Here is a 24756-nt window from a genome sequence, read left to right as displayed (position 1 = left end):
GACCCCATCGGACGCATCGCGGGTCGCACCGATCCGCGAGTGCCCGCCGCCAGGGTTCAAGGAGGACGACTGTGACATCGATGGCCCTTTCCATGAAGCCGACCGGCTGGTTCCAGATCGGATGGTCGAGCGATTTCGAGGTCGGTGACGTCAAACCCCTCCGGTACTTCGATCGCGAGCTGGTGGCGTTTCGCACCGAGAGCGGGAGGCTCGCGGTGCTCAACGCATACTGCGAGCATCTGGGCGCGAACATGGCGTATGGCGGCACGGTGTGCGGCGAGGACATCCAGTGTCCGTTCCACGGCTGGCGCTGGAGCATCGCGGGCAAGAACACCCTGATCCCGTATCAGGACTCGGTGAACCGGGCACGGCGGGTCGGGGCTTGGCACACCGCCGAGCGGGACGGGATCGTGTACCTCTGGCACAACCATGACGGCGGTGCGCCCCTGTACGAGGTGCCGAGCGTGTTCGATCTCTTCCCGGGCAGCGGCTCCGAGGACGACTACCACGTCCCCGACGAGGGCGGGCGGTTCCAGTCCGAGGCTCTGCCGATCCACCCCCAGTACGTCGCGGAGAACGGCGTCGACTTCGCGCACTTCAAGTACGTGCACCGCGCCGAGGAGATCCCGACCGTGGTGAGCCGTGAGTTCGGCGAGCACGACTTCCGTTCCGAGCTGGCGCTCGACTTCTCCGTCCGCACGGCGGACGGAGAAGTCGAGACCGTCGAAGGCCGGACGTTCGCCGGTCTGCTGGGCCTCGGTCTCGGCTTCTCGTACGCCTACGGCGTCGGTGCGATCTGCAGCATCACCGCGGTCACCCCCGTGGACGACGAGACCTCGATCCTCCGGTTCACCGCCTGGGCCAGCAAGGAGGACGGAGAGAGCGAGGAGCGCGTCGCCAAGCGGCAGCGCAGCGCCATCGGGCAGCTGCGCGCCGACCTCGCGATCTGGGAGCACCAGCGGTACACCGAGCCTCCCGGGCTGGCGACGGCCGAGGCGGCCGGTTTCCGGGACATCCGCCAGTGGGCGCGTCGCTTCTACCCTGCCGGTCACAAGGGCAGCGGCGCCGAGGAGCAGCGCGCGGGAACCGACGAGCTCGTGGCGGAGAACGCCTGATGCGCGGGAAACTGGGGGAGGACCTCGAACGCTGGCGCGCCGAGATCCGGGCCTTTCTCGATGCGGAGCTGCCGAAGGAGCACGCCTTCAATCCGGAGTTCGACGATGCTCCGGAGCAATGGGCCATCGCTCTGGAGTTCAGCAGGAAGGTCGCCGCGAAGGGATGGATCGGCCTCACCTGGCCGGTCGAGTACGGCGGCAAGGGACTCCCGCCGGTGGCGAACCAGATCCTGTTGGAAGAGCTGTACGCGGCCGACGCGCCCATGATCAACTCGGTCGGCATCTTCCTGGCCGCGGGCACCATCCTGGTCGGCGGGACGGAAGAACAGAAGAAGCGACTGCTGCCGGAGATCGCGAACATGCGCGTGCTCTGGGCGGAGGGACTCACCGAGCCCGAGGCCGGGTCCGACCTCGGGTCACTCCGGACGAAGGCCGTCCGTGACGGCGAGGAGTGGGTGATCACCGGCCAGAAGGCGTTCACCTCCTGGGGGCCGATGTCGGACGTGCTCTACGTCGCCGCGCGCACCTCCACCGATGAGGCGGCGCGCGACGCGATCAGCATCTTCGTCGTGGATCTCAAGAGCCCCGGAGTCACGCTGCACCCCATGCGCAACTACGGCGGCGGAGTGCAGTCCACGACCTACCTCGATCACGTCCGGGTGCCGGCCGACGCGCTGATCGGCGAGGAGGGCATGGGGTGGAGCTACATCATGCGCGCCTTCTACGCGTCGGGAACGGTGGAGCCGATCTACGCGATGCAGGAGGAACGGCTCCGCGCGCTCATCGCACATTGCCGGGCCATCCCGGGCCTGCTCGACGACGCCCACGTGCGGGCCGATCTCACCGAGCTCGCCGACATCGTGCAGACCCAGCGTCTGATGGCCTACGAGATCATCGGGGACAACGCGGCGGGACGCCAGACGCCCTGGGGCGGGGGCGTGCAGCAGGTGATCGCCAAGGAGTCCGAACCGCTGTTCGCGCAGATCTACGATCGCGTGCTCGGACCCGCGAGTCAGCTCCGTCCCGGTGCGCCCGGAGCACTGCTCGACGGGAGGCCCGAGGCGTGGTACCGGCAGTCGTTCGCCAACCACGCCGGAGGGACCTCGCAACTCAAACGCATGGTGCTGGCCACGCGCGGACTCGGTCTGCCGCGATAGGAGGACAAGATGGATGTGGCATGGGGCGAGGACTACGACGTCCTCGCGGATGTCGGCAGGGCCGCGTTCTCGCGGTACTCGCCGTTGGAGGATCGCGCGAGCACGCTGTCCTTCGAGGAGCAGGTCGCGCAGTTCGCCGACCTGGGCTGGTTGCAGCTGGGGGACCCGACGGGCGCGGATGAAGATCGTGCCCCTCTGGGCACGATCGCGGCGATCTTCGCGGAGATGGGTCGCGCGCTGGTGGACGGACCGCTCCTGGACCTGATGACGGCGCGTGACGCCTCGCTGGCAGCGGGCACGGCAGACGCCAGGGAGCTGGCGGATCGCATCGGCGATGGCGCGACGATCGTCGTCCCGGTGTTCGCCTCCGCCGACTGGGGAGAGCACGTCTCCGTCCAGGACGGCGCGCTGAGCGGCACCGCGCTCGCCGTCGGCTTCGCGGACCGGGCGGATGCCTTTCTGGTCCACGCGCGAGGTGCGGAGAACGTGCTCGCACGGGTGCCGTCCGGGGACTCCGCCGAGGTCGAGGCGATGCCGAACCTGGGGGAGCGTCCGCTGTTCGCCGTGACGTTCTCGAACACGCCGCTCGCGTCCGAGGACGTGCTGGCCCGGGGCGCGGGCGCGGATGCCGCCGTGGAGCTGGCGGACGCCCGCGCCGCGGTCCTCCGTGCGGCGCAGGTGGTCGGAGCCGGGCAGCGCCTGCTGGAGATCACCGTCCGCTATGCGCGGGAGCGGCATCAGTTCGGCGGTCCCATCGGACGGTTCCAGGCCGTGCAGTACCTCTGCACGGACATGGCCCTCGCCGTGCATCGGACCTCGGTGCACGTGCGCTCCACGGCCCGGGCCCTCAATGCCGGGGAGGACGTGCAGCCGCACCTGGGGCTTCTCCGCCGACAGGCCGCGCGCACGGCGCAGGTGATGGTGCACGGCGCCCACGAGGTGCACGCCGGGATCGGCTTCATGGTCGAGTCCTCCGTCCACCTGTTCACGAATGCCGCGAAGCGCTGGCAGTTCGACTTCGGATCGGACGCCCGCAACGAGGCCGACGTCGTGTCGGCCCTCGACCGACGGTGGGCGGAGTCGGCCGCGTGAGCTACGTCGACTACCGCGTGGATGAGGCCGTGGCCGTCATCAGCCTCGACCGACCGGACAAGCACAACGCCCAGGACGAGTCGATGCTGCGCGATCTCGACGCACGATGGCAGCAGGCCGCCGCAGACGACGCGGTGAAAGTGATCGTCGTCCGGGCCAACGGCGACAACTTCTCGGCCGGGCACGATCTCCGCACTCCCGCGCCGGGATACTTCCGCGACGGCAAGACCGTGATGGAGAGCGCCTACGGATGGGAGAGCGAGCACTATCTCGGCTTCTCCCAGCGCTGGCGCGACATCCCCAAGCCGTCCATCGCCGCGGTGCAAGGCGCCTGCATCGCCGGTGCGCTGAACGTGATCTGGCCGTGTGATCTCATCGTCGCGGCCGAGTCGGCATCCTTCAGCGATCCGGTCGTCAAGTTCGGCGTCGGCGGGGTGGAGTACCACGCGCACCTCTGGGAGCTCGGCGCTCGCCGCGCCAAGGAGATGCTGTTCACGGCGCGCACCTTCAGCGCGGCCGAGGCGTACGACGCCGGGATGGTCAACCGCGTCGTGCCGCTGGACGAGCTGGACGCCCAGACGATGTCGCTCGCCCGCGAGATCTCGGAGATGGACCCCTGGGGGCTGGCCACGGCCAAACGTGCCATCAACCAGGGGCTCGACGTGATGGGGCAGCGCGCCGCGATCCAAGCGGCCTTCGACATCCACTGGCACGGACACGCCAACGCGCTGCTGCGCACCGGATACCCCCTGCTCACCCCGGATCCGCTGCGATCCGCGCCGGACACCAAGGAGGACTCGTGAGCCCGACGGACACGCCCCGGGACGTCTCGACGGCCGATGCCGTCTCCCTCTGGCACCTGCTGAGTCTCCGGGCCGCCGCCACCGGAGCCGCGGTGGCGCTTCGCGACGAGCACGGCCGGACGGAGACGTTCGCGGACGTGGCCGGCCGCGCCGAGCGGGTCGCCGCCGGACTGAAGGATCTCGGCATCGGGCCAGGAGCCGTGGTGAGCTGGCAGCTTCCCACGAGGATCGACACGATCGTGCTGAGCCTGGCCCTGTCGAGGCTCGGCGCCGTGCAGAACCCGATCATCCCGCTGTACCGGGAGCGGGAGGTCACCGCGATGGTCGCGCAGTGCGGGACCGAGTGGCTGATCACGATCCCCGAGTTCCGCGGTTTCGACCACGCCGCCATGGCGCACGGCGTCCGCGCCGCCACCGGTGACCGGGTCGAGGTGATCGTGCTCGGCGAGACCCTGCCCGACGGCGACCCCGCGTCGCTGCCGCCCGCGCCGGAAGGACGTGACGAGGTGCGGTGGATCTACACGACGTCGGGCACCACCTCGGCGCCCAAGGGGGTCTGCCACGCGGACGGCACGCTGATCGCCGGCGGGAGCGCACTGGCTGCGGCGATCGAGGCGACGGCGAGCGACGTCGCGACGGTGCTGTTCCCGTACGCGCACATCGGCGGCCCGGACATGCTCGTGGCGTCGCTCGTGAGCGGCATGTCGCTCGTGCTCATGGAGGTCTATGAGCCGGCGGCCGCAGTCGCGCTGATGCGGGACGCCGGCGTGACGGTGACGGGCGGCTCGACGCCGCACTACGCGCTGCTGCTCGAACAGCAGCGCAAGGCGCCCGGCACTGTGCTCGTGCCCACTCTGCGCATCCTGGCGGGCGGAGGCGCGCCGATGCCGGAGAGGCTGTTCCGCGACGTGCTCGCCGAGATGGGAGTGCCGGTGCTGCACGCATACGGGATGACCGAGTGCCCGATGATCACCTCCGCACGCGTGGGCGACAGCGTCGAACACCTCGCGACGACCTCCGGGCGTCCGGTGCAGGGGTGCGAGGTGGAGATCCGGTCGGAGGAGGGTGACGCCCTGGCGGCCGGGGAGGCCGGCCGGGTCTGGCTGCGCGGGGAGATGCGCTTTCTCCACTACCTCGTGGACGGTCAGCCGGTCGCGCCGTTCGACGCGGAGGGGTGGCTGTTCACCGGCGACATCGGGCGTCTCGCCCCGGACAGGCATCTCGTCCTCGTCGGGCGCGAGAAGGACCTCATCATCCGGAAGGGGGAGACGATCAGCCCGGCGGAGATCGAGGAGGTCCTGGCGGCTCACCCCGGCATCGCCGACGTCGCGGTGCTCGGCATGCCGGACGAACGGACCGGGGAGCGGATCTGCGCGGTGCTCGTCGCGGCACCAGGAGGCGAGGCGCCGGATCTGGCCGCGGTGCGCGAGCACTGTCGGGCCTCGGGCATCTCGCCGGCGAAGTTCCCTGAGCAGGTCGTCCTCGTGGACGAGATGCCCAAGACCCCGACCATGAAGATCCGCAAGCAGGTCCTCCGCGAGTCCGTGTCGGACGCGGCCCTCGCGGTCCCGACGGCCGGCTGACGCAGTCCCGGCGGCCCAGGCCGCCCATCGAGCATTGGAACCAGACATGCCTGAACGGAGCTTCGTCGAGCGCGCGGTCGCGCACGCCGACGTCAACGCCTTGCGGCTCTCCCTGTACCAGATCACCCGGGACCCCGAGATCGCCTCGATCGTGCCGCGTCGGGTGTACGGCGCCGTCGCCGACACGGTCTCGTTCGCGGTCGAGGACGAGGAGCTGATCCGGCGCAAGGCCGTCGATCTGCTGCTGACCGGCGCCCCGGCAGAGGAGGAACTGCCGGAGCCCACCGCCTCCGAGATCGACGAGCTGATCCAGATGCTCGAAGGGCGCCGGCTCGAACCTCCCGAACTGACGCTGCGGCGTCAGATCCCGAGCTTCGGCGACATGCCGTTCCAGGCGCACTGGACGGCGGACCCCTCGGTCCCGGACGGGTACCACGTGGCGATCGTGGGCGCGGGCATCGCCGGGATCGCGATGGGGGTCCAGCTCGCGCAGCTCGGCATCCCGTTCACCGTCTACGAACGCCGGTCCGAGGTCGGCGGCGTCTGGAGCATCAACACCTATCCGGATGCCGGGGTGGACACGCTCAGCGCCACGTACGAGTACGGGTTCGAGAAGAAGTACCCCTGGCCCGCGTACTTCGCCCGCCAGGCGGACGTCCGGGCGTACATCGAGCACGTGGCGCGGCGACACGGGGTGTTCGATCGGATCTCGTTCGGCAGCGACGTCCGCGTCGCACGATTCGACGACCGGAGCCAGAACTGGACGCTGACGGTCTCCCGGGAGGGGCATCCCGACCAGGACGTCCGTGCCGATGTCGTCGTCGCGGCGAGCGGGATCTTCGCGACGCCGCGCGATCTGCCGATCGAGGGCGCGGAGGGGTTCGCTGGCGAGGTGGTGCACACCGCGCGGTGGCACGACGGAGTGGACTGCACCGGCAAGAAGGTGGCGGTCATCGGCAACGGATCGACGGGGGTGCAGCTCCTGTCGAAGGTCGCCGAGACCGCCGAGTCGGTGACGGTGTACCAACGCACCCCGCAGTGGATCTCGCCGCGCGCCAACTACGGGGTCCCGATCTCGGACGAGCTCCAGTGGCTCATCGGCGCTCTGCCGTTCTACTGGAACTGGAACAAGTACGTCGCCGCGATGGGCACGATCGAGTTGCGCAACGTCCTCACGACCGACGCGCGATGGATCGAGGGCGGGGGCGCGGTCAGCGAGCGCAATGACGACCTGCGTGCGCTCCTGACCCGTTACATCGAGCATCAGGTCGGTGGCCGGCGCGACCTGGTGGATCAGCTCGTGCCCGACTACGCACCGATGACGCGGCGCCCCGTGGTCGATAACAACTGGTATGCGTCGCTGACGCGACCGAACGTCGAGCTCGTGTCGACCGCGATCGATCGCATCGAGGAGACCGCGGTCGTGACCGCGGACGGGACCGCGCGCGAGACGGAGGTGATCCTCGCGGCGGTGGGCTTCCAGACGGAGAAGTACGTCTGGCCGACCGCGTACTACGGCGAGGGCGGGGTGAGCCTGGAGGAGGTCTGGCGTCCGCAGGGAGCACAGGCCTACCTGGGCATGACGGTCCCGCGCTTCCCGAACCTGTTCCTGCTGTACGGGCCGAACTCGCAGCCGGTCGCCGGAGGGGCGGGGCTGCCCACCTGGTTCGAGATCTGGAGCCGGTACATCGCACAGGGGATCGTCGCGATGCTCGAGGGTGGTCATGCTTCGATGGCGGTGCGCCAGGACGTCTTCGACAGATACAACGAGGATCTGCACACGGAGGCGCAGCAGCTCATCTATCTGTCCGAGCACAGCACGATGAAACGGAACTACTACGTGAACGAGTTCGGGCGGCTGCAGATGAACGCGCCCTGGACGGGCGAGCGGTTCTTCGAGATGTGCGAGGCGCTGCAGGTCTCCGACTACCACTTCACCGCGGCGTCGACAGCGTCGCCGCGGGAGCTCCTGACCGCACGCATGCCATGAAAGGCGGAAGACCATGAGAGCGATCGTCTTTGACGGCACGGAGAACACGCTCGTCGACGATGTCGAGCTCCGCGACCCGGGACACGGGGAGGTGGTCGTCCGCATCGTGGCGAGCGGGCTGTGCCAGAGCGACCTGAGCGTGATGCGCGGCAAGATCCCGTTCCCCTCGCCGGTGATCCTCGGCCACGAGGGCGCGGGCGTCGTGGAGGCGGTGGGGCCGGGGGTCGCGGCGCCGCAGGTCGGCGATCACGTGGTCCTGGCCACGTTGGCGACGTGCGGGCGATGCCCGTCGTGCGCGGCGGGTCACCCGACGATGTGTCGTGAGTCGTTCGGCAAGACCGCCACGCCATTCCGGCGCGGCGACACCGCCGTCCACAACTTCGCGACGCTGTCGACCTTCAGTGAACGGATCGTGGTCCAGGCGCAGCAGGCGATCTCGATCCCGAAGGACGTCCCTCTGGAGACGGCGTGCCTGATCGGGTGCGCGGTCCTCACCGGCGCGGGAGCCGTCTTCAACCGTGCGCGCGTGCGACCGGGCGACTCGGTGGCGGTGATCGGCGCGGGCGGGATCGGACTCAACGTGGTCCAGGCGGCCCGGGTGGCGGGTGCCGCCCGGATCATCGTCGTCGACACCAATCCGGGCAAGGCGTCCCAGGCGGAGCGCTTCGGGGCCACCGCGTTCGTCGACGCGACGGATGGCGACGCGGCGGCACGCGTCCGCGAGCTCTCCGGCGGAGGCGTCGGCCATGCGTTCGACTGCGTGGGCGGCGAGGCCGTGACCAGCCAGGCCATGGAGATGCTCGACTGGGGCGGTCAGCTGATCATGCTCGGTGTGGCCGGCCCGGAGACGCGGCTGTCGGTGCCGGCGAGCGCGTTGTACATGGATCGTTCGGTGCTCGGCTGCCGGTATGGCTCATCCCGGCCGGGAGCGGATGTCCCGATGTATCTCGAGCTCTATCGCCGTGGGCTCCTCCTGCTCGACGAGCTGGTGACGCGGACCTACGAGCTCGACGACTTCGAGATGCTCTTCGACGATGCTCGCGCGGGGGTGCTCGACCGCGGCGTGCTGCGGATGCCCGCCTGATCCCGTCAGGATCCGTTCGCGGGTCGCGTCGCGTAGACGAGGAGCTTCAGCATGTCAGCCACCTCACGTCGCAGGCCCTCGCGGCTGGCGGGGTCGTCGGCGCGGTCCGAGAGAGCGCTGAAGTAGGGCTCGTACATGTTCCAGACCGAGCCGATGAGCGCGATCAACGATGCCAGCACCTCCGCGTCGAAGCGTCCGGGCGTCGTCGGCCGGGCGGGGTCCTGCCACAGTGCTTCGATCTGCGTGCGGTAGCCGCGCGACCGGGCGCCCCCGAGCAGGCGTTCCGGCGGGGTGCCCTCGAACACGGCCCAGGTGAGCATCCGGCCGAACTGCCCCGCGTCGAGGTCCGCGCCGAAGGAGTTGTCGATGGCGGCGTAGATGTCCTGCTCCCCGGAGAGACGCTCACCGCCGTAGGCCACGAGGAGCTGCATCACCGCGACGAGGAGGTTCTCCTTCGTCTGGTAGTGACGGTGGATCAGTCCGTAGGGCACGTCGGCGGCGGTCGCGATCTCGCGGAGCGAGGTCTTCGCCGGTCCCTTCCGCGCGAACAGCTCGGCCGCCGCCAGGAGGATCGCCCGCTGGGCCTCGCTGGACTCGGCGCGGGCGGGCATCCAGCCGGCGACGTCGTCGGGAACCTCGTCGGCGTCCTCGGCCCCGGGCGCGGGAAGCGCCTCCGGCTCGAGAAAGCGCGCGCGGCGCAGCGCCTCGGCCTTCGTCGCCGGGCTGCGGAGGAGGTCTCCCGGGGGCGCGGCGTCCGGCCCGGGGGTGACGGACCATCGCGCGATCGCCTCCACCGGGATCCCGCTGTCCACGGCGTCCAGGAGCTCGGCGACCTCGGGCCGGACGGCGCCGGTCTGCTCGTCGAACTGCCATGCCGGGAACAGGGTGACGCCGTGGCCCGGAGCAGCGAGGAGCTTCCGGTTGCGCACGCGTACGTTGATGGCTTGGCGGCTGATGCCGAGGACCTCCGCGACCCGCGGAGTCGCCCACCACTGGGCCTCGTCCGCCGCCGATGCCGGAGCCGGGGGACGGTCGCGTCGTTGAGCCATAGCTATACCACCATACTTGCGTTCCGGGCCTCGGCGGAGGTGATTCGTTGACGGCGTGGCCTCTGGCCTCGAAGGACGATCCCCACGCGGCGACGCCGGTCGCGAGGCCTAGGATCGACGGATGACCACCCTCGCCCCGCTGACCGCGGCCGACCACGACGACTGGCTCACGCTGTGGACCGGTTACCTCGACTTCTACGAGGCCACGATCGCGCCCGACGTCACCGCCCACACGTTCGAGCGGCTGGTGGCGGGAATCGACATGCACGCGACGATCGCGCGGGACGACGACGGCACCGCGGTGGGGCTCGTGCACTGGCTGGCGCACCCGGCGACCTGGACGCGCGGTCCCTACTGCTACCTCGAGGATCTGTTCGTCGTCCCATCGGCGCGCGGGGCGGGGACCGGTCGCGCGCTCATCGGCCACGTCGCGACCTGGGCGCGCGAGAACGGGTGCGCGAAGGTGTACTGGCTGACCCAGTCCGGCAACACCGCGGCCCGGGTGCTGTACGACCGGGTCGCGCGCGACACCGGCTTCGTGCAGTACGCGATCCCCTGATGGCATCGGATCGGCGTCGCGCGCGCCGGTGTGCCAGGCTGGCCCCATGATCCTTCCGCACGATGACGTCGATCCGGGCGGCCTGCTCGAATACTCGGTGGTCTTCACCGACCGCTCCCTGAACCACATGTCCGCGCGCTTCGTCGGCGTGATGCAGGAGATCCTCGCCATCCTCCGTGCCGCCTACGGCGCCCACAGCGCGGCGGTGGTCCCGGGAGGCGGGACCTATGCGATGGAGGCCGTGGCCCGTCAGCTCGCGACAGACCGCCGCTGTCTCGTCCTGCGCAACGGGCTGTTCTCGTACCGGTGGTCGCAGATCCTCGAGACCGGACGGATCTCGGACGACGTCACCGTTCTCACGGCGCGCCCCGTGGACGGTGCGCCTCAGGCGGCCTGGCAGCCCGCGCCGCTGGAGGAGGTGGTGGAGGCGATCCGGACGCAGCGCCCCGAGGTCGTCTTCGCGCCGCACGTGGAGACCGCATCGGGCATGGTGCTCCCCGACGACTACGTCCGTGCCGTGGCGGATGCGGTGCATGGTGTCGGCGGAGTGTTCGTCCTGGACTGCATCGCATCGGGGGCGCTCTGGGTGGACATGGGCGACCTGGGCGTCGACGTCCTCCTCAGCGCGCCGCAGAAGGGGTGGAGCGGCTCCCCGGGTGCGGGATACGTGATGCTCAGCCCCGTCGGGCACGCGGCGGTCGGCGCGGGGACGGCGTCGAGCTTCGCGATCGATCTCGGCCGATGGCTGTGGATCGCCGAGGAGTATCGGGAGGGACGCGCGCCGTACCACGCCACGATGCCGACCGACACGTTGGCTCATGATGCGCGTCTGATGGCGCAGACCCGGGATCGGGGGTTCGCGGCGCTGCGGGGCGCCCAGGGCGAGCTCGGACGACGGGTCCGTGCGCTCCTCGCCGAACGGGGCCTGCCCTCCGTCGCCGCACCGGAGTTCGCGGCCGCCAGCGTCGTCGTCGTGCACACGGACGACCCCGCCCTGCAGAGCGGCGCCCGCTTCCGCGAGGCCGGTGTGCAGATCGCTGCCGGCGTCCCGTTGCACTGCGGCGAACCCGACTCCTATTCGACGTTCCGGATCGGCCTGTTCGGACTGGACAAGCTCGACGACGTCGATGGGGCGGTCGCACGTCTCGCGGCGGCTCTGGACCGCGTCGGTCTCTGACTCCGACCGTCGCCGGTGGCGGTCAACGCGTGAACCGCTCCGGGCGCAGGTCGAGTCGACGAAGGAGCTGCGCGTTGAGAGCGACGACCACGGTGGAGACCGACATCAGGACGGCCCCCACCGACATCGGCAGGAGGAATCCGATCGGGGCGAGCACGCCGGCCGCGAGCGGGACGGCGGCGAGGTTGTAGCCCGCGGCCCACCACAGGTTCTGCGTCATCTTCCGGTAGGCCGCTCGCGACAGCTCGATCGTGGCGACGACCGACCGCGGATCGTCGCTGGCGAGGATGACCCCGGCGGAGCCGATGGCGACATCGGTCCCCGCGCCGATCGCGATGCCGACGTCGGCCTTGGCGAGGGCGGGGGCGTCGTTGACGCCGTCCCCGACCATCGCGACGGCGCGGCCCTCGGACTGCAGCTCGGCGACGCGCGCCGACTTGTCCTCGGGGCGCACCCCCGCGAAGTAGCGGGAGATGCCGAGCTCGCGGGCCACGGACGCCGCGACGGCTTCGGCGTCGCCCGTGATCATCACCACCTCGATGCCGCGAGCGGTGAGGGCCCGGACGGCGTCACGGGACTCGGCGCGGATCGCATCCGCGAGGCGGAGGGCACCGGCGACCCGCCCGTCGACGAGGACGTGCAGGATGATCGCGCCGTCGGCACGCCATGCCTCGGACGCCGGCAGTTCGTCGGCTCCGGCCTGCTCGAGGAGCGCCGGTCCGCCGACCTCGACGGTTCGGTCGCCCACCCGGGCGCGGACGCCGAGGGCGGGCTCGGAGCGGAACTCGGACGCGGTGGCCCGGGACAGCTCCCGGCTGTCCGCGGCGGTCACGATCGCGCGGGCGAGGGGATGCTCGGAGTCGGATTCGGCGGCCGCCGCCAGCGCCAGGACCTCGTTCTGGTCGTAGCCGTCCGCCGGGACGACCGCCGTCACGGCGGGCGCGCCCTCGGTGAGCGTTCCGGTCTTGTCGAACAGCACCGCGTCGACGGTGCGCATCCGCTCGAGCGCCATGCGGTCCTTGACGAGGATGCCTCCCCGCGCCGCGCGCTCCGTCGCGATCGAGACGACCAGCGGGATCGCAAGGCCGAGCGCATGCGGGCAGGCGATCACGAGGACCGTGATGGCGCGTACGACCGCGGCGTCCGGGAGCCCGACGGCCGTCCAGACGACGGCGGTCACGACCCCGGCGATGAGTGCGAACCAGAACAGCCACCCGGCGGCGCGATCCGCCAGGCGCTGGGCGTGAGAGCTGGAGCTCTGTGCGTCCGCCACCAGGCGGGCGATGCCCGCGAGGGCGGTGTCGTCGCCCACCGCGGTCACCCGTGCGCGGATCCCCGAGTCGGTGGCGATGGTTCCGGCCACCACCGTGTCGCCGACGGTGCGCTGCACGGGGCGGGACTCCCCGGTGATCATCGACTCGTCCACGCTCGCCGACCCCTGCTCGATCACAGCGTCGGCCGGGACCCGTCCGCCCGGACGCACGAGGACGACGTCGCCCACCTGCAGCTGTGCGGGGGAGACGGACTCGGTCTCGTCCCCGACGATGCGTTCGGCCTGGTCGGGAAGCAGGGCGGCGAGCGAGTCCAGCGCGGAGGTGGTCTGCGCCAGGGAGCGCATCTCGATCCAGTGCCCGAGCAGCATGATCACCACCAGGAGCGCGAGCTCCCACCAGAAGTCGAGCTCGTGGTGGAGGAGTCCGAGCGTCGCTCCCCAGGAGGCGAGGAAGGCGACCGTGATGGCGAGGGCGATCAGCAACATCATCCCCGGTCGGCGTGCGCGGAGCTCATCGATGGCGCCGGTGAGGAACGGCCGACCGCCCCAGAGGAAGACGACGGTGCCCAGCACGGGCGGGATCGCGCGGATCACCGGATCGTCGGGGACGACATAGCCCACCAGCATCGCGAACATGGGGGAGAACGCGACCACCGGGACGGCGAGGACGAGCATGATCCAGAACAGCCGCCGGAACTGGCCGACGTGATCGGCGTGGCCGGTATGTCCGCCGTGGCCCTCGTGACCGCCATGGCCTTTCGGGGCCCCGTGGCCGGTGTGCCCGGCGTGGCCTCCGTGAGCGGCGCCGTCACGGGCGCCATGTGCTGCAGGTGCCGAAGGACTCCGGTGGGCTCCGTGGGCTGCGTGCGCGTGGCCCGCGTGCTCCGTGCGCTGCGGCGCGCCCGGATCGGCGGGTCGTGGGGCGGCGTGTCGATGGGTCTCGTGCGCTTCGTCGTCCATATCCCGGCCAACGCTATACCCCATTGGGGTATTCCGAAAGGGGTTGAGGGACGGCGCTATGGTGGTGACGAGGAGGGCGTATGCGGCGGAAACGGGAGGACCAGCGCTGCCCGTGCGGGACGGGTGATGCCTATGGATCGTGCTGCGGCCCGATCCTCGCCGGACGCCCCGCCCCGACCGCGGAGCGTCTGATGAGATCGCGGTTCACCGCCTTCGCGGTCGGCGACGAGGAGCACCTGCTCCGCACCTGGCATCCGGACTTCCGACCCGCCCGCGTGGATCTCGACGCCGACATGGACTGGCTCTCCCTGGACGTCGAGGCGACGGAGAGCGGCGGTCCGTTCGACCGCGAGGGGACCGTGCAGTTCGTCGCGCGGTACCGCGATGCGGACGGGCGTGGCGCACTGCGCGAGCGGAGTCGCTTCGTCCGGGAGGCGAGTGGATGGCTCTATGTTGACGGCACGACGGCCTGACCCCGCACGCCACGGTTCCTGGCGTAGGTTTGAGACGTGAAAGCCAACCCCGCGCACCAGATCGTGCTCCTGGACATCGCCGACCTCGACCGACGGATCGCCCGCGCCGAGCACGCGCGGACCCATCCGCCGCAGGGGGAGCGGATCAACGAGCTCGCCGCGCTCCGTCAGGAGCAGCTGCGCGAGCTCACGGTCCTGACGGGGCGGCGCGACGACGTGCAGGCGGAGCTCACACGGGTGGAGTCGGACGTCGCGCTGGTCGAGCAGCGCCGCGACCGCGACGCGCAGCGCCTCGCCGCCACGGCGAACCCCAAGGACGCCGTCGCGCTGGAGCAGGAGCTCGCGAGCCTCGCGCGCCGCCAGAGCGACCTGGAGGACATGCAGCTCGACGTGATGGGGCGCCTGGAGGAGGCGGAGGCGGCGCGAGCCGCGCAGCAGGCCCTCATCGATGCCACGGTCGAGGAGGGGACGCGCCTGACGGCCGAGGCCAAGGCGCAGGTGGCCGCCGCCACGACGGAGGGCGAGCAGCTCGCGCGGGACCGTGCCGCGCTCACCGATTCGGTCCCGCCGTCGCTCCTCAGCGAGTACGAGCGCCGCGCGCAGCGCACGGCCGGAGCCGCGCTGCTGCGTCGACAGACGTGCGAGGGGTGCCGCATGGTGCTCTCCGGGACCGACCTCAACGTGATCCGCCAGGCGGATCCGGAGGAGGTCGTGTCCTGCCCGGAGTGCGGCTGCATCCTCGTCCGCACGGAGGAGTCGGGTCTGCAGGCGACCCCCGCCGCGGACTGACGACGGGGGCGGATCGCGCGCTCGGCGCTCAGAGCTCCTCGTGCGTGCGCGGGTCGGCGCCGAAGAGGCGTCCGTCCGCGCGCCCCAGTGCCGTCACCGCGTCGACGTCGTCGGCGGACAGGCGCAGATCGGCGGCGGCGAGGTTCGCGGACTGGTGGGCCGGATCCGCGGCCTTCGGGATCGCGACCGACCCTCGTGTCGCGTGCCATGCCAGGACGACCTGCGCGGGGGAGAGTCCGCGCTCCTCGGCGATCCTCGTGACGACCGGCTCGGAGAACAGGTCGCCGGCGCGCCCCAGCGGGCTCCACGCCTCGGTGATGATGCCCTGCTCCCGGTGGTACGCCAGCGCGTCCGTCTGCGGGAAGTACGGGTGCAGCTCGATCTGGTTGACGACCGGACGGACTCCGGTCGCGTTCTCGATGCGTTCGAGGTGCTCCGGCAGGAAGTTGGAGACGCCGATCTGGCGCACCAGGCCCCGATCCCGTGCCTCGATCAGCGACTCCCACGCCTCGACGTACTTGTCCACGCGGGGGTTCGGCCAGTGGATGAGGAGGAGGTCGATGGCGTCGACACCGAGCCGGAACCGGCTCTCCTCGATCGAGACGAGGGCCTTGTTCCGCTCGTGGTGACGCCCCGCGAGCTTCGTGGTGACGATGAGCTCTCCGCGGTCCACGGCCGCGCCCGAGACGCCCCAGCCGACCGCGCCCTCGTTCTCGTAGTTGAACGCCGAGTCGATCAGCCGGTAGCCGGTCTCGATCCCGGCACGGACGGCGTCGGCGCCGGCCTCGCCGCGGAACGCGTAGGTGCCCAGCCCTTGAACGGGCAGGCGGAACCCGTTGTGGGCGGTGAAGGGATCGATGTCGGTCATGACGGTCCTCTCGACGGCGGATCGGTCGCTTCCACGCTAACGCGCTCGGAGGCGTGTAGGGGAGTGCAGGGAGACGGGACGCAACAATCGCGAGCGGCGCGGGCGGTCGATGTCGGCGGCAGGGCCTAGGTTCGAAACGTGGCAACCTCGGCTGCCCCGGCTGTATCCGGGCCCACGTCGATCGTGCTCGGGCGCGCGCCGGGTCGCGGTGCGTGGCGTGCGCTGCTGCTGGACGCGGACGGCGAGGTCTTCGCCACGGAGGAGATCGGGGACGACGGGCTCGTGGCCTGGGTCGGTGCGCACGAGCGCCGGTGCGCACCGAGGTGGGTCGTGCGCAGCGTCCGTGACGTCTATCCCCGCCTGCTCTCCGGCGGAGTCCGGCTGCGCCGCGCCCAGGATCTCCTGCTGTGCCATGCGATCCTCCGGGACACCACGATGCTGCCCCGCCCGGTCGCCGCGTCCCCGGCCTGGCGGCGCGGCGACCCGACGGCGCCGGAGGGGCGCCCCGCCCTGTTCTCCCTGGGCGACGACGGGGCCGGCGCCGAGGAGGAGGCCGAGTCCGTGCTCGCCGAGCTCCGCCGGCAGCGCGCCGCCCTCGGCACCGCTCCCGACGCGCGCCTGGAGCTGCTGTGCCTCGCGGAGTCCGCGGGGGCGCTGGTCGCCGAAGAGATGACGGCGGCGGGACTGCCGTGGGACGAGGTCGTCCATGACCGGATCCTCACCGAGGCCCTCGGTCGCCGTCCGCCACGGGGGAGCCGCCCGGAACGGATGGCAGTGCTGGTCCGGGAGATCGGGCAGCTCCTCGAAGACCCGCAGCTGAACCCGGACAGCCCGCCGCGGCTGCTGCGCGCGCTCCGCCGCGCCGGCGTCATGGTCGACTCGACCTCCCGATGGGAGCTCGCCGAGGTGGACCACCCGGTGATCCCTCCTCTGCTCGCGTACAAGCGCATGGCTCGTCTGTTCACGGCGAACGGGTGGAGCTGGCTCGCCGAATGGGTGCACGAGGGGAGGTTCCGTCCGGTGTACATCACCGGCGGCGTCGTCACCGGCCGGTGGGCCTCCGCCGGGGGTGGGGCGCTGCAGATCCCGCGGAGCCTGCGCCCCGCCGTGCGCGCGGATCCGGGGTGGTTGCTCGTGTGCGCGGACGTCGCCCAGCTGGAGCCGCGTGTTCTCGCCGCCCTGTCCCGCGATCGGGCGATGGCCGACGCGGCTCAGGGCGCCGACCTCTACGCGGGCATCGTGCGCTCCGGGGTGGTCGCCACCCGCGAGGAGGCGAAGTACGCCGTACTGGGGGCGATGTACGGGGCCACCACGGGAGACAGCGGCCGACTCGCGCCGCGGCTGCGCAGCGTCTTCCCGCGCGCCATGGCGCTCGTGGACGCGGCGGCCCGCGAGGGGGAGGAGGGCGGCGTCGTCTCGACGCTGCTCGGTCGTGGCTCGCCCCGGCCGGACGCGTCCTGGAGCACGACGCAGTCGCGCGCCAGCGACCCGGACGCCGGCGCGGCGGACGAGCGGCGCGCCCGCAGTCGTGCGCGGGATCGGGGGCGCTTCACGCGCAACTTCGTCGTGCAGGGGACCGCGGCGGAATGGTCGCTGCTGTGGCTGGCCGAGATCCGGCACCGCCTGGCCTCGCTGCCGCCCGGGGAACGGCCCGCGCCGAGGTCGGGGCCGGTCTTCTCCCGGCAGGCGCACCTGGCGTTCTTCCTCCACGACGAGGTGATCGTGCACTGTCCCGAGGAGCAGGCCGAGACGGTGGCCGACGTGGTGCGCGCGTCGGCGGACGCGGCGACGCGGCGGCTGTTCCCCGGCTTCCCGGTCGAGATCCCGCTGGACCTGCGCGTCTCCGAGGACGCGGGCAAAGGGTCGGCACCTGTCGCGCCGGTAGACTGATCGGGAACGGGTCGGCCGGACGGTCGCGTGGCGGGAGACCGCACCGAGGAACGTCCGGGCTCCACAGGGCAGGGCGGTGGGTAACACCCACCCGGAGCAATCCGCGAGACAGTGCCACAGAGAGCAGACCGCCTCTCCCGCGCGCGGGTGGAGGTAAGGGTGAAAGGGTGGTGTAAGAGACCACCGGGGATCGTGGTGACACGGTCCGCCAGGTAAACCTCGCCCGGAGCAAGGCCAGACAGAGGATACTGACGCGGCTCGCCGAGTCCTCGGGTAGGCCGCTGGAGCGGCACGGCAACGTGTCGCCGAGAGAGATGACCGTCGAAGGGATCGCCCGAGAGGGCTCCCGGAACAGAACCCGGCGTACAGGCCGGCCCGTTCACCACCCTGCCGGGGCCTGCGGGCGCGCGTTTGCGCGCGCATGGCCCCCGGAACAGAATGATTGAATGACGATTCAAGACTCCGTGCCGGTCGACGAACGGGTGTTCCGACGCAGTCCGCTCCGGGCGATCATCGGCGTCCTGCTGGGGTCCGCCCTGCTCTCCACGGCGCTGCTGTTCATCGTGCCGAGTCATCTTCCCCGTCAGATGTCGACCGGCACGCGAGGGATGGTCATCCTCGCGCTCTGCGTGGCGGGGGCGATCATCATCGGGGTCTGCGTGTTCGTGTTCGCGAACGTGCGGATCGTCGTTCGTCCCGACATCGTCATGATCCTTCGGCCCGGGAAGAACCGGCTCTACCTGCGGGAGGACACGGAGTTCGCCTCGAAGGTGACCGAGCACTACACGAACGGGCTGAGATCGGGGACGACCCGTGCCCTGACCGTGCACTCGGACGCCGGGACGGAGACCGTCTCCCTGCCCGGATACACGCGGGCACAGTTCAACGAGCTGATGTCCCTGCTCGCGCCGGTGGCGCCGCCGGAGCCGGTGGACCCGGTGGAGGCGGCGAGGAGACGCGCCTCGCTGCCCACGCAGTTTCGCACCGATGCCGGGCCGGTGCGGCGGACCGCCCGTGGGTTCGGGCTCGCGGGCGTCGGCCTGCTCCTGCTCGCGCTGGCGACCGTCGCCCTCGTCTTCGGGACCGGCGGGCTGGAGTTCAACGACTACTCCGCGCTGATCCTGATCGTTCCCTTCGCGGTTCTCGGCGCCGTGGGGGTCCTCGTCGGATCCGCACACCAGGCGAGGAAGGCGCGGTCCGTGCCGGCGCAGCTGAACGTGACCCACCTCGGTCTGCGGATCGACGACGTCGACTACCCGTACGCGCAGCTCACCCGCATCCAGCTCACGCCGCCGTCGTACAGTCGACACCGATTGGCGCTGGAGCCGGCGGCCGGGAGGACGGCGTCATACCTGCTCAGCGGCCCGGGCGTCACCATGACGCCCGGGATCGCGGAGCTGCTCGAAGTGCTCCGGGTCGAGACCGCTCGGCATCCCGGGCTACTGCGGCTGGACCTGGAGTAGCGCGCAGGGCCCGGGAGACCCGGGAGGTCAGTCGGCGGCGAGCGAGGCGGCGCCGATGATGCCCGCGGAGTTGCGGTGGACGGCCGCCACGATGGGCGTGTTCAGATCGAGCAGCGGCAGGAACTTCTCCGGATGCTTGGAGACGCCGCCCCCGACGACGAAGAGATCGGGGCTGAAGAGGAACTCCACGTGCGCGAAGAAGACCTGGAGGCGTGCCGACCACTCCTCCCAGGAGAGCTGCTCGCGCTCCATCGCGGAGTACGCGGTCCACTTCTCGATCGAGGCGTCCTCCACGCTCGTGCCGTCGTACAGCAGATGCCCGAGCTCCGTGTTCGGGACCAGCACGCCGTTGTAGAGGAACGCGGAGCCGATGCCGGTGCCGAGGGTGGCGACGATCGTGAGACCGCGGGCGTCACGGGCGGCGCCGTGGCGGGCCTCGGCGACGCCGGCCGCGTCGGCGTCGTTGACGAAGTGGATCTCGCGGCCGAGTCCCTTCTCGAAGAAGGCCTCGGCCTCGAAGCCGATCCAATCCGGCGACACGTTGGCCGCCGAGAGCGTTTTGCCGTACTTCACGATCGCCGGAAAGGCCACCCCCAGCGGGAGGGTGGACTCGGCCACGCCGAGGGTGTCCAGGACCTCCTTGACCGCGGTCAGCACGTCATCGGGGGAGGCGCCCTTCGGGGTGGGGACGCGCACGCGGTCCGAAGAGAGGGTGCCGTGTTCGAGATCGACGATGCCCGCCTTGATCCCGGTTCCGCCGATGTCCACGCCGATCGCTTGTGCCATGCGTCACAGCCTAGCGATGAGCGCGGACGACAGTAGGATCGTGACAGCCGCTGACGAAGGGGAACCCTGTGGAAGACGCCGACAAGAAGTACTGGTACAACATCCGCACCGGTGACGTCGAGTTCGGGATGATCTCGCCCGCCGTCGACCGGGTCGGCCCGTTCGACACCGAGGAGGAGGCCCGGCGCGCGCCCGAGAAGCTCGAGGAGAACGCCCGGGTCTGGGCGGAGGAGGACGCGGCGGACGACTCCTGGGGCGGCTCCGGCCCCGACGACGCCAAGGCCTGATCCGTGGACAAGCAGCGCGACTTCGTCCTGCGCACGATCGAGGAGCGCGGCGTCAAGTTCGTCCGCCTGTGGTTCACGGACGTGATCGGGACTCTCAAGTCCGTGGCGATCGCGCCGGCGGAGGTCGAGGGCGCGTTCGCGGAGGGCATCGGGTTCGATGGATCCGCCATCGAGGGACTGACGCGCAGCTTCGAGTCCGACCTGCTCGCGCAGCCCGATCCCACGACCTTCCAGATCCTGCCCTGGCGGGGTGAGATCGACCCCACGGCGCGAATGTTCTGCGACCTCACGACGCCGGACGGGCGTCCGGCCGTGGCGGATCCTCGTCACGTGCTGAAGCGCACGCTCGCCAAAGCCGCCGACGCCGGGTTCACGTTCTACACGCATCCGGAGATCGAGTTCTACCTGCTGAAGTCGAAGGAGGCGGGACCCGACGGCCCCGTCCCAGTGGACTCGGCAGGCTACTTCGACAACGTGCCCGGCGGCACGGCGCACGACTTCCGCCGCAGCGCGGTGCGGATGCTCGAGGATCTCGGGATCTCGGTCGAGTTCAGCCATCATGAGGGCGGGCCGGGGCAGAACGAGATCGACCTGCGCTATGCCGACGCGTTGACCACAGCCGACAACATCATGACCTTCCGCACCGTGATCAAGGAGGTGGCGATCGAGCAGGGCGTCTACGCGACGTTCATGCCGAAGCCGCTCAGCGATCAGCCGGGCAGCGGCATGCACACCCACATGTCCCTGTTCGAGGGGGACGTCAACGCCTTCTACGAGGAGGGCGCCAAGTACCAGCTCTCGCGCACGGGGCGTCAGTTCATCGCCGGACTGCTGCGCCACGCGAACGAGATCGCGGCGGTGACGAACCAGTTTGTCAACTCGTACAAGCGCCTGTGGGGCGGCGACGAGGCGCCGAGCTTCATCACGTGGGGCCACGCAAACCGCTCCGCGCTCGTGCGCGTCCCGATGTACAAGCCGAACAAGGGGCAGTCCTCGCGCGTGGAGTACCGGGCGCTGGACTCCGCGGCGAACCCCTACCTCGCCTATGCGCTCATGCTGGCCGCGGGGCTGAAGGGGATCGAGGAGGGCTACGAGCTCCCGCCCGAGGCCGAGGACAACGTCTGGTCGCTGAGCGAGGCGGAGCGCCGGGCCCTCGGCTACGCGCCGCTGCCGTCGAGCCTGGACCACGCGCTGGAGTACATGGAGGACTCGGAGCTCGTCGCGGAGACCCTGGGAGAGCAGGTGTTCACCTACGTCCTGCTGAACAAGCGCAAGGAGTGGGAGGCGTACCGGGGTCAGGTGACGCCGTTCGAGCTCAAGAGCAACCTCGAGCTGCTCTGATCCCCGCATGCCCCGCCCGGATGCCTCCGTCTCGCTGTCGGCGCTCGCCCGGCTGGGGTTCGACGATCTGTCCGCGGCCGCAGCGGCGCTGAGCGATCTGTCGGCGACGACCGGTGTGGACCGGGTCACCCTCCTCGACGAGTTCTCCGCGGCCGATCCCGACGAGGCCGTCGCCGGGATCCTCCGGGTGGCGCGTCGCGATCCGGAGGGCGTCGCGCGCCTGCTGCGGGACCCGCACGCGCGGCCCGGGGTCTGGCGGCTCTTCGGCGCATCCACGGGCCTCGCCCGGTTCTTCGAGCGTCGTCCCGCCGAGCTCGACGTCCTCGCGTCCCCGCCCGTCGCCGTGCCGACGGCGGATGCGCTGCGCTCCCGGTTCCTCGCCGCGGTCGGCGCCGCGGACGGGGTCGCGCGAAGCGGCGACGCCGCGGCGCGGATCGCGCTGAGGGTGGCCTACCGGCGCGCGCTCGCGGAGATCGCCTCCGTCGACCTCGCGTCGACGGATCCCGTCGCGTTCATACCGGTCGTGGCGCGGGCGTTGGCCGACGCCGCAGACGCGGCGCTGGAAGCCGGTCTGGCGATCGCCCGTGCCGCCGTCGTCGCCGAGTCCGCGTCGGCACGGGTGCGCGTGTCGTCCGAGGAGGTCGCGGCGACGAGGCTCGCCGTGATCGGGATGGGGAAGACCGGCGCGCAGGAGCTGAACTACATCAGCGACGTGGATGTCATCTTCGTCGCGGGCACCGCGGACGAGGACGCCGTCCCCGAGGCGCGGGCCATCGATGTCGCGACGCGCCTGGCCCGCGAGTTGACGGCCGCGGTCTCCGGGATCGGGGCCGAGCCCCCGCTCTGGGAGCTGGACGCGGCGCTGCGGCCGGAGGGCAAGCAGGGCGCCCTCGTGCGCTCCCTCGGCTCCCACCTCGCGTACTACGACCGCTGGGCGAAGAGCTGGGAGTTCCAGGCGCTGCTGAAGGCGCGGCCTGCGGCCGGCGACCCGCAGCTCGGTCGGGAGTACCTCGCGGCCGTGCAGCCCAAGATCTGGTCGAGTGCCGCGCGTGAGGACTTCGTCGGCAGCGTGCAGCGCATGCGCGAGCGCGTGACCGAGCACATCGCTGCGGACGATGTGCCGTACCAGATCAAGCTCGGCCCCGGTGGCCTGCGCGACATCGAGTTCACGGTCCAGCTCCTGCAGCTCGTGCACGGGCTCACGGACCCGTCGCTGCGCACCCGCGGCACCCTCGAATCTCTCGACGCCCTCGTCGCGGGCGGATACATCGGCCGGGCGGAGGCGGTCACGTTCGCCCAGGACTACCGCACGCTGCGGCTCCTGGAGCACCGGCTGCAGCTGTGCGACCTGCAGCGGACGCATCTCATGCCGCGCACGCCGGCGGGGCTCCGCGTCCTCGCGCGCGCGACCGGGATCGCGGACACCGCGGAAGGGGTATGGGCGCGCTGGGAGGACGTACGCCGGGAAGTGCGCGACCTGCACACCCGGCTCTTCTACCGGCCGCTGCTGAGCGCCGTGGCCGGACTCCCGGCGGAGGGACGGTCGCTGTCGACGGAGCAGGCCCATGATCGGCTGGCGGCGATCGGCTTCCGGGACCCCGCGGGGGCCCTGCGGCACATCGGCGCCCTGACGACGGGGATCAGCCGCAAGGCGACCATCCAGCGCCACCTCATGCCGGTCATGGTGCGCTGGTTCGCCGACGGGAGCGACCCCGACTACGGCCTGATCGCGTTCCGGCGGATCAGCGAGCGGCTCGGGGACACACCCTGGTTCCTGCGCATGCTGCGCGACTCCTCGGGTGCCGCCGAGAGCCTCACCCGCCTGCTGTCGTCCTCACGATACGTCGGCGAGCTGATGGAGTGGATCCCCGAGTCGGTCGCGTGGCTTGACAGCACCGAGCTCCTGCGGCCGCGCAGCGCGGCGGCGCTGGATGAGGAGGCGCGGGCCATCCAGACGCGGCATGAGTCCATCACGCCGGCGCTGCGGGCCGTCCGCTCGCTTCGGCGCCGGGAACTGCTGCGCACGGCTATGGGCGCGGTGCTGGACGTCCTTCGCATCGACGAGGTGGCGGCTGCCCTCACCGCCATCACGGAGGCGACGATCCAGGCGGCGCTGCGCGCGGTGCGGCGCGAGGTCGTCTCCCCGGAGGACGATGCGCTCGACTTCTCGGTGATCGCCATGGGGCGTTTCGGCGGTGCGGAGCTGGGATTCGGCTCGGACGCGGACGTGCTGTACGTCTACGACGCGAACGGGATCGACCCCGAGCGTGCGCAGCGGTACGCGGTGAAGATCGTCGCCGGACTCCGCGAGCACCTGGCGGACCAACGGGTGCCTCTCGACCTCGACGCGGACCTCCGCCCCGAAGGACGAAACGGTCCTGTGGCCCGGTCGTTCGACGCGTACGCGCAGTACTACCGGCGCTGGTCGCTCTCGTGGGAGTCGCAGGCGCTGCTGCGGGCGCGCGGGATCGCGGGGAGCGCCAAACTCATCCGCCGCTTCGAGGAGCTCGCGGACACGGTCCGCTACCCCGCGCAGCTCGATCTCGCGTCGCTCCGCGAGATCAAGCGGATCAAAGCACGGGTCGAGGGCGAGCGCCTGCCGCAGGGGGTGGACCCGCGTCGTCACCTCAAGCTCGGGCCGGGCACGCTCAGCGATGTCGAGTGGCTCGTGCAGATCGTTCAGCTCCAGCACGCGCACGAGGTGCCGGGCCTGCGCACCACGTCCACGATGCAGGCACTGGACGCCGCCGTGGACACGGGCCTCGTCCCGCACGAGGCGGGGGAGCGGCTGCGTGAGGCGTGGCTGCTGTCGAGCCGTCTGCGCTCGGCGATGACGCTCCTGACCGGTCAGACCCGCGACGTCCTCCCCGTCGACGTCCGGGAGCTCGACGGCGTGGGGCGTATCCTCGGCTATCCCGAGCGCTCGGCGGGCCTGGTGGAGGAGGAGTACCTCGCGGTGACCCGCCGGGCGCGGCGCGTCTTCGAGCAGCTCTTCTACGGCTGATCCAGCGCCTGCC

The 24756-nt window shown here is 71.1% G+C and carries 20 protein-coding genes and 1 other RNA gene; 17 read left to right on the top strand and 4 right to left on the bottom strand.

All coding sequences use genetic code 11. The annotated features are described in order from the left end of the window. The first annotated feature begins 80 nt into the window (after positions 1-80). The 7 genes from V6R91_RS18320 to V6R91_RS18290 are packed head-to-tail and all read left to right on the top strand — an operon-like array spanning position 81 to position 8824. Positions 81-1115 (top strand): Rieske 2Fe-2S domain-containing protein, encoded by a 1035-nt coding sequence (locus V6R91_RS18320; protein WP_336396377.1) that lies wholly within the window; start codon positions 81-83, stop codon positions 1113-1115. Further along, on the top strand, positions 1115-2272 hold the full coding sequence (locus tag V6R91_RS18315) for an acyl-CoA dehydrogenase family protein (RefSeq protein WP_336396343.1): 1158 nt from the start codon (positions 1115-1117) through the stop codon (positions 2270-2272). Before V6R91_RS18320 ends, V6R91_RS18315 begins: the two co-directional genes overlap by 1 nt. Before the next feature lie 9 nt (positions 2273-2281). Beyond that, positions 2282-3364 carry an acyl-CoA dehydrogenase family protein gene (locus V6R91_RS18310; RefSeq protein WP_336396342.1) on the top strand — a complete coding sequence of 361 codons (1083 nt, stop codon included), beginning with the start codon at positions 2282-2284 and terminating at the stop codon, positions 3362-3364. Then, the gene (locus V6R91_RS18305) at positions 3361-4167 is read left to right on the top strand and encodes an enoyl-CoA hydratase (RefSeq protein WP_336396341.1); all 807 of its coding nucleotides are present in this window, start codon (positions 3361-3363) and stop codon (positions 4165-4167) included. The genes V6R91_RS18310 and V6R91_RS18305 overlap by 4 nt, the downstream gene beginning before the upstream one ends. Beyond that, a complete protein-coding gene (locus tag V6R91_RS18300) occupies positions 4164-5750 on the top strand; it encodes an AMP-binding protein (protein ID WP_336396340.1) in 1587 nt (528 codons plus the stop codon). The genes V6R91_RS18305 and V6R91_RS18300 overlap by 4 nt, the downstream gene beginning before the upstream one ends. 46 nt (positions 5751-5796) lie before the next feature. Then, positions 5797-7740 (top strand): flavin-containing monooxygenase, encoded by a 1944-nt coding sequence (locus V6R91_RS18295; protein ID WP_336396339.1) that lies wholly within the window; start codon positions 5797-5799, stop codon positions 7738-7740. A gap of 13 nt (positions 7741-7753) precedes the next feature. After that, the gene (locus V6R91_RS18290) at positions 7754-8824 is read left to right on the top strand and encodes a Zn-dependent alcohol dehydrogenase (RefSeq protein ID WP_336396338.1); all 1071 of its coding nucleotides are present in this window, start codon (positions 7754-7756) and stop codon (positions 8822-8824) included. Positions 8825-8829: 5 nt separating this feature from the next. Here V6R91_RS18290 and V6R91_RS18285 read toward each other — a convergent pair whose 3' ends face one another. Next, entirely contained in the window at positions 8830-9873 is a 1044-nt protein-coding gene (locus tag V6R91_RS18285; RefSeq protein ID WP_336396337.1) for a TetR/AcrR family transcriptional regulator, read from the bottom strand. Positions 9874-9994: 121 nt separating this feature from the next. Here V6R91_RS18285 and V6R91_RS18280 point away from each other — a divergent pair, with 121 nt between their 5' ends. After that, entirely contained in the window at positions 9995-10432 is a 438-nt protein-coding gene (locus tag V6R91_RS18280; RefSeq protein WP_336396336.1) for a GNAT family N-acetyltransferase, read from the top strand. Between the two features lie 46 nt (positions 10433-10478). After that, positions 10479-11609 (top strand): aminotransferase class V-fold PLP-dependent enzyme, encoded by a 1131-nt coding sequence (locus V6R91_RS18275; RefSeq protein ID WP_336396335.1) that lies wholly within the window; start codon positions 10479-10481, stop codon positions 11607-11609. Positions 11610-11631: 22 nt separating this feature from the next. Here V6R91_RS18275 and V6R91_RS18270 read toward each other — a convergent pair whose 3' ends face one another. Beyond that, positions 11632-13842: a heavy metal translocating P-type ATPase gene (locus V6R91_RS18270; RefSeq protein WP_442928151.1), complete on the bottom strand. Its 2211-nt coding sequence runs from the start codon at positions 13840-13842 to the stop codon at positions 11632-11634. Between the two features lie 80 nt (positions 13843-13922). Here V6R91_RS18270 and V6R91_RS18265 point away from each other — a divergent pair, with 80 nt between their 5' ends. Both V6R91_RS18265 and V6R91_RS18260 read left to right on the top strand, forming a co-directional pair. Beyond that, a complete protein-coding gene (locus V6R91_RS18265; RefSeq protein ID WP_336396333.1) occupies positions 13923-14315 on the top strand; it encodes a YchJ family protein in 393 nt (130 codons plus the stop codon). 36 nt (positions 14316-14351) lie between these two features. After that, entirely contained in the window at positions 14352-15104 is a 753-nt protein-coding gene (locus V6R91_RS18260; RefSeq protein ID WP_067243172.1) for a zinc ribbon domain-containing protein, read from the top strand. A gap of 28 nt (positions 15105-15132) precedes the next feature. On the opposite strand, the gene V6R91_RS18255 is transcribed toward V6R91_RS18260, so the two are convergent. After that, a complete protein-coding gene (locus V6R91_RS18255; protein ID WP_336396332.1) occupies positions 15133-15972 on the bottom strand; it encodes an aldo/keto reductase in 840 nt (279 codons plus the stop codon). A gap of 138 nt (positions 15973-16110) precedes the next feature. Here V6R91_RS18255 and V6R91_RS18250 point away from each other — a divergent pair, with 138 nt between their 5' ends. From V6R91_RS18250 to V6R91_RS18240, 3 genes are all read left to right on the top strand, one after another. Next, a complete protein-coding gene (locus V6R91_RS18250; protein ID WP_336396331.1) occupies positions 16111-17862 on the top strand; it encodes a bifunctional 3'-5' exonuclease/DNA polymerase in 1752 nt (583 codons plus the stop codon). A 7-nt stretch (positions 17863-17869) separates the two neighbouring features. Then, an RNA gene (rnpB, locus tag V6R91_RS18245) (RNase P RNA component class A) lies at positions 17870-18244 on the top strand. A gap of 64 nt (positions 18245-18308) precedes the next feature. After that, positions 18309-19325: a hypothetical protein gene (locus tag V6R91_RS18240; protein WP_336396330.1), complete on the top strand. Its 1017-nt coding sequence runs from the start codon at positions 18309-18311 to the stop codon at positions 19323-19325. Between the two features lie 27 nt (positions 19326-19352). Here V6R91_RS18240 and ppgK read toward each other — a convergent pair whose 3' ends face one another. After that, the gene (ppgK, locus tag V6R91_RS18235) at positions 19353-20111 is read right to left on the bottom strand and encodes a polyphosphate--glucose phosphotransferase (RefSeq protein ID WP_067243176.1); all 759 of its coding nucleotides are present in this window, start codon (positions 20109-20111) and stop codon (positions 19353-19355) included. 68 nt (positions 20112-20179) lie between these two features. On the opposite strand from ppgK, the gene V6R91_RS18230 reads away from it, so the two are divergent. Genes V6R91_RS18230 through V6R91_RS18220 form a run of 3 tightly spaced genes read left to right on the top strand, consistent with a single transcriptional unit; the run spans position 20180 to position 24743 of the window. Continuing rightward, positions 20180-20398: an SPOR domain-containing protein gene (locus V6R91_RS18230; protein ID WP_336396329.1), complete on the top strand. Its 219-nt coding sequence runs from the start codon at positions 20180-20182 to the stop codon at positions 20396-20398. 3 nt (positions 20399-20401) lie between these two features. Then, positions 20402-21739, top strand: coding sequence for a glutamine synthetase family protein (locus tag V6R91_RS18225; RefSeq protein ID WP_067243178.1), 1338 nt, complete (start codon positions 20402-20404; stop codon positions 21737-21739). A 7-nt stretch (positions 21740-21746) separates the two neighbouring features. Then, positions 21747-24743, top strand: coding sequence for a bifunctional [glutamine synthetase] adenylyltransferase/[glutamine synthetase]-adenylyl-L-tyrosine phosphorylase (locus V6R91_RS18220; protein ID WP_336396328.1), 2997 nt, complete (start codon positions 21747-21749; stop codon positions 24741-24743). Positions 24744-24756: the final 13 nt, after the last annotated feature.

The organism is Microbacterium sp. CCNWLW41 (genome assembly GCF_037083505.1).
The sequence above is the reverse complement of the archived record's forward strand: the minus strand, read 5'-3'. Positions and strand labels throughout refer to the sequence as shown.

Excerpts from the sequence above, each read along its gene's own strand:
- V6R91_RS18255 (WP_336396332.1), bottom strand. The coding sequence starts at position 15,972 with ATGACCGACATCGATCCCTTCACCGCCCACAACGGGTTCCGCCTGCCC.
- ppgK (WP_067243176.1), bottom strand. The coding sequence starts at position 20,111 with ATGGCACAAGCGATCGGCGTGGACATCGGCGGAACCGGGATCAAGGCG.
- V6R91_RS18270 (WP_442928151.1), bottom strand. The coding sequence starts at position 13,842 with ATGGACGACGAAGCGCACGAGACCCATCGACACGCCGCCCCACGACCC.
- V6R91_RS18280 (WP_336396336.1), top strand. The coding sequence starts at position 9,995 with ATGACCACCCTCGCCCCGCTGACCGCGGCCGACCACGACGACTGGCTC.
- V6R91_RS18285 (WP_336396337.1), bottom strand. The coding sequence starts at position 9,873 with ATGGCTCAACGACGCGACCGTCCCCCGGCTCCGGCATCGGCGGCGGAC.
- V6R91_RS18265 (WP_336396333.1), top strand. The coding sequence starts at position 13,923 with ATGCGGCGGAAACGGGAGGACCAGCGCTGCCCGTGCGGGACGGGTGAT.
- V6R91_RS18315 (WP_336396343.1), top strand. The coding sequence starts at position 1,115 with ATGCGCGGGAAACTGGGGGAGGACCTCGAACGCTGGCGCGCCGAGATC.
- V6R91_RS18310 (WP_336396342.1), top strand. The coding sequence starts at position 2,282 with ATGGATGTGGCATGGGGCGAGGACTACGACGTCCTCGCGGATGTCGGC.
- V6R91_RS18275 (WP_336396335.1), top strand. The coding sequence starts at position 10,479 with ATGATCCTTCCGCACGATGACGTCGATCCGGGCGGCCTGCTCGAATAC.
- V6R91_RS18290 (WP_336396338.1), top strand. The coding sequence starts at position 7,754 with ATGAGAGCGATCGTCTTTGACGGCACGGAGAACACGCTCGTCGACGAT.
- V6R91_RS18320 (WP_336396377.1), top strand. The coding sequence starts at position 81 with ATGGCCCTTTCCATGAAGCCGACCGGCTGGTTCCAGATCGGATGGTCG.
- V6R91_RS18295 (WP_336396339.1), top strand. The coding sequence starts at position 5,797 with ATGCCTGAACGGAGCTTCGTCGAGCGCGCGGTCGCGCACGCCGACGTC.
- V6R91_RS18220 (WP_336396328.1), top strand. The coding sequence starts at position 21,747 with ATGCCCCGCCCGGATGCCTCCGTCTCGCTGTCGGCGCTCGCCCGGCTG.
- V6R91_RS18240 (WP_336396330.1), top strand. The coding sequence starts at position 18,309 with ATGACGATTCAAGACTCCGTGCCGGTCGACGAACGGGTGTTCCGACGC.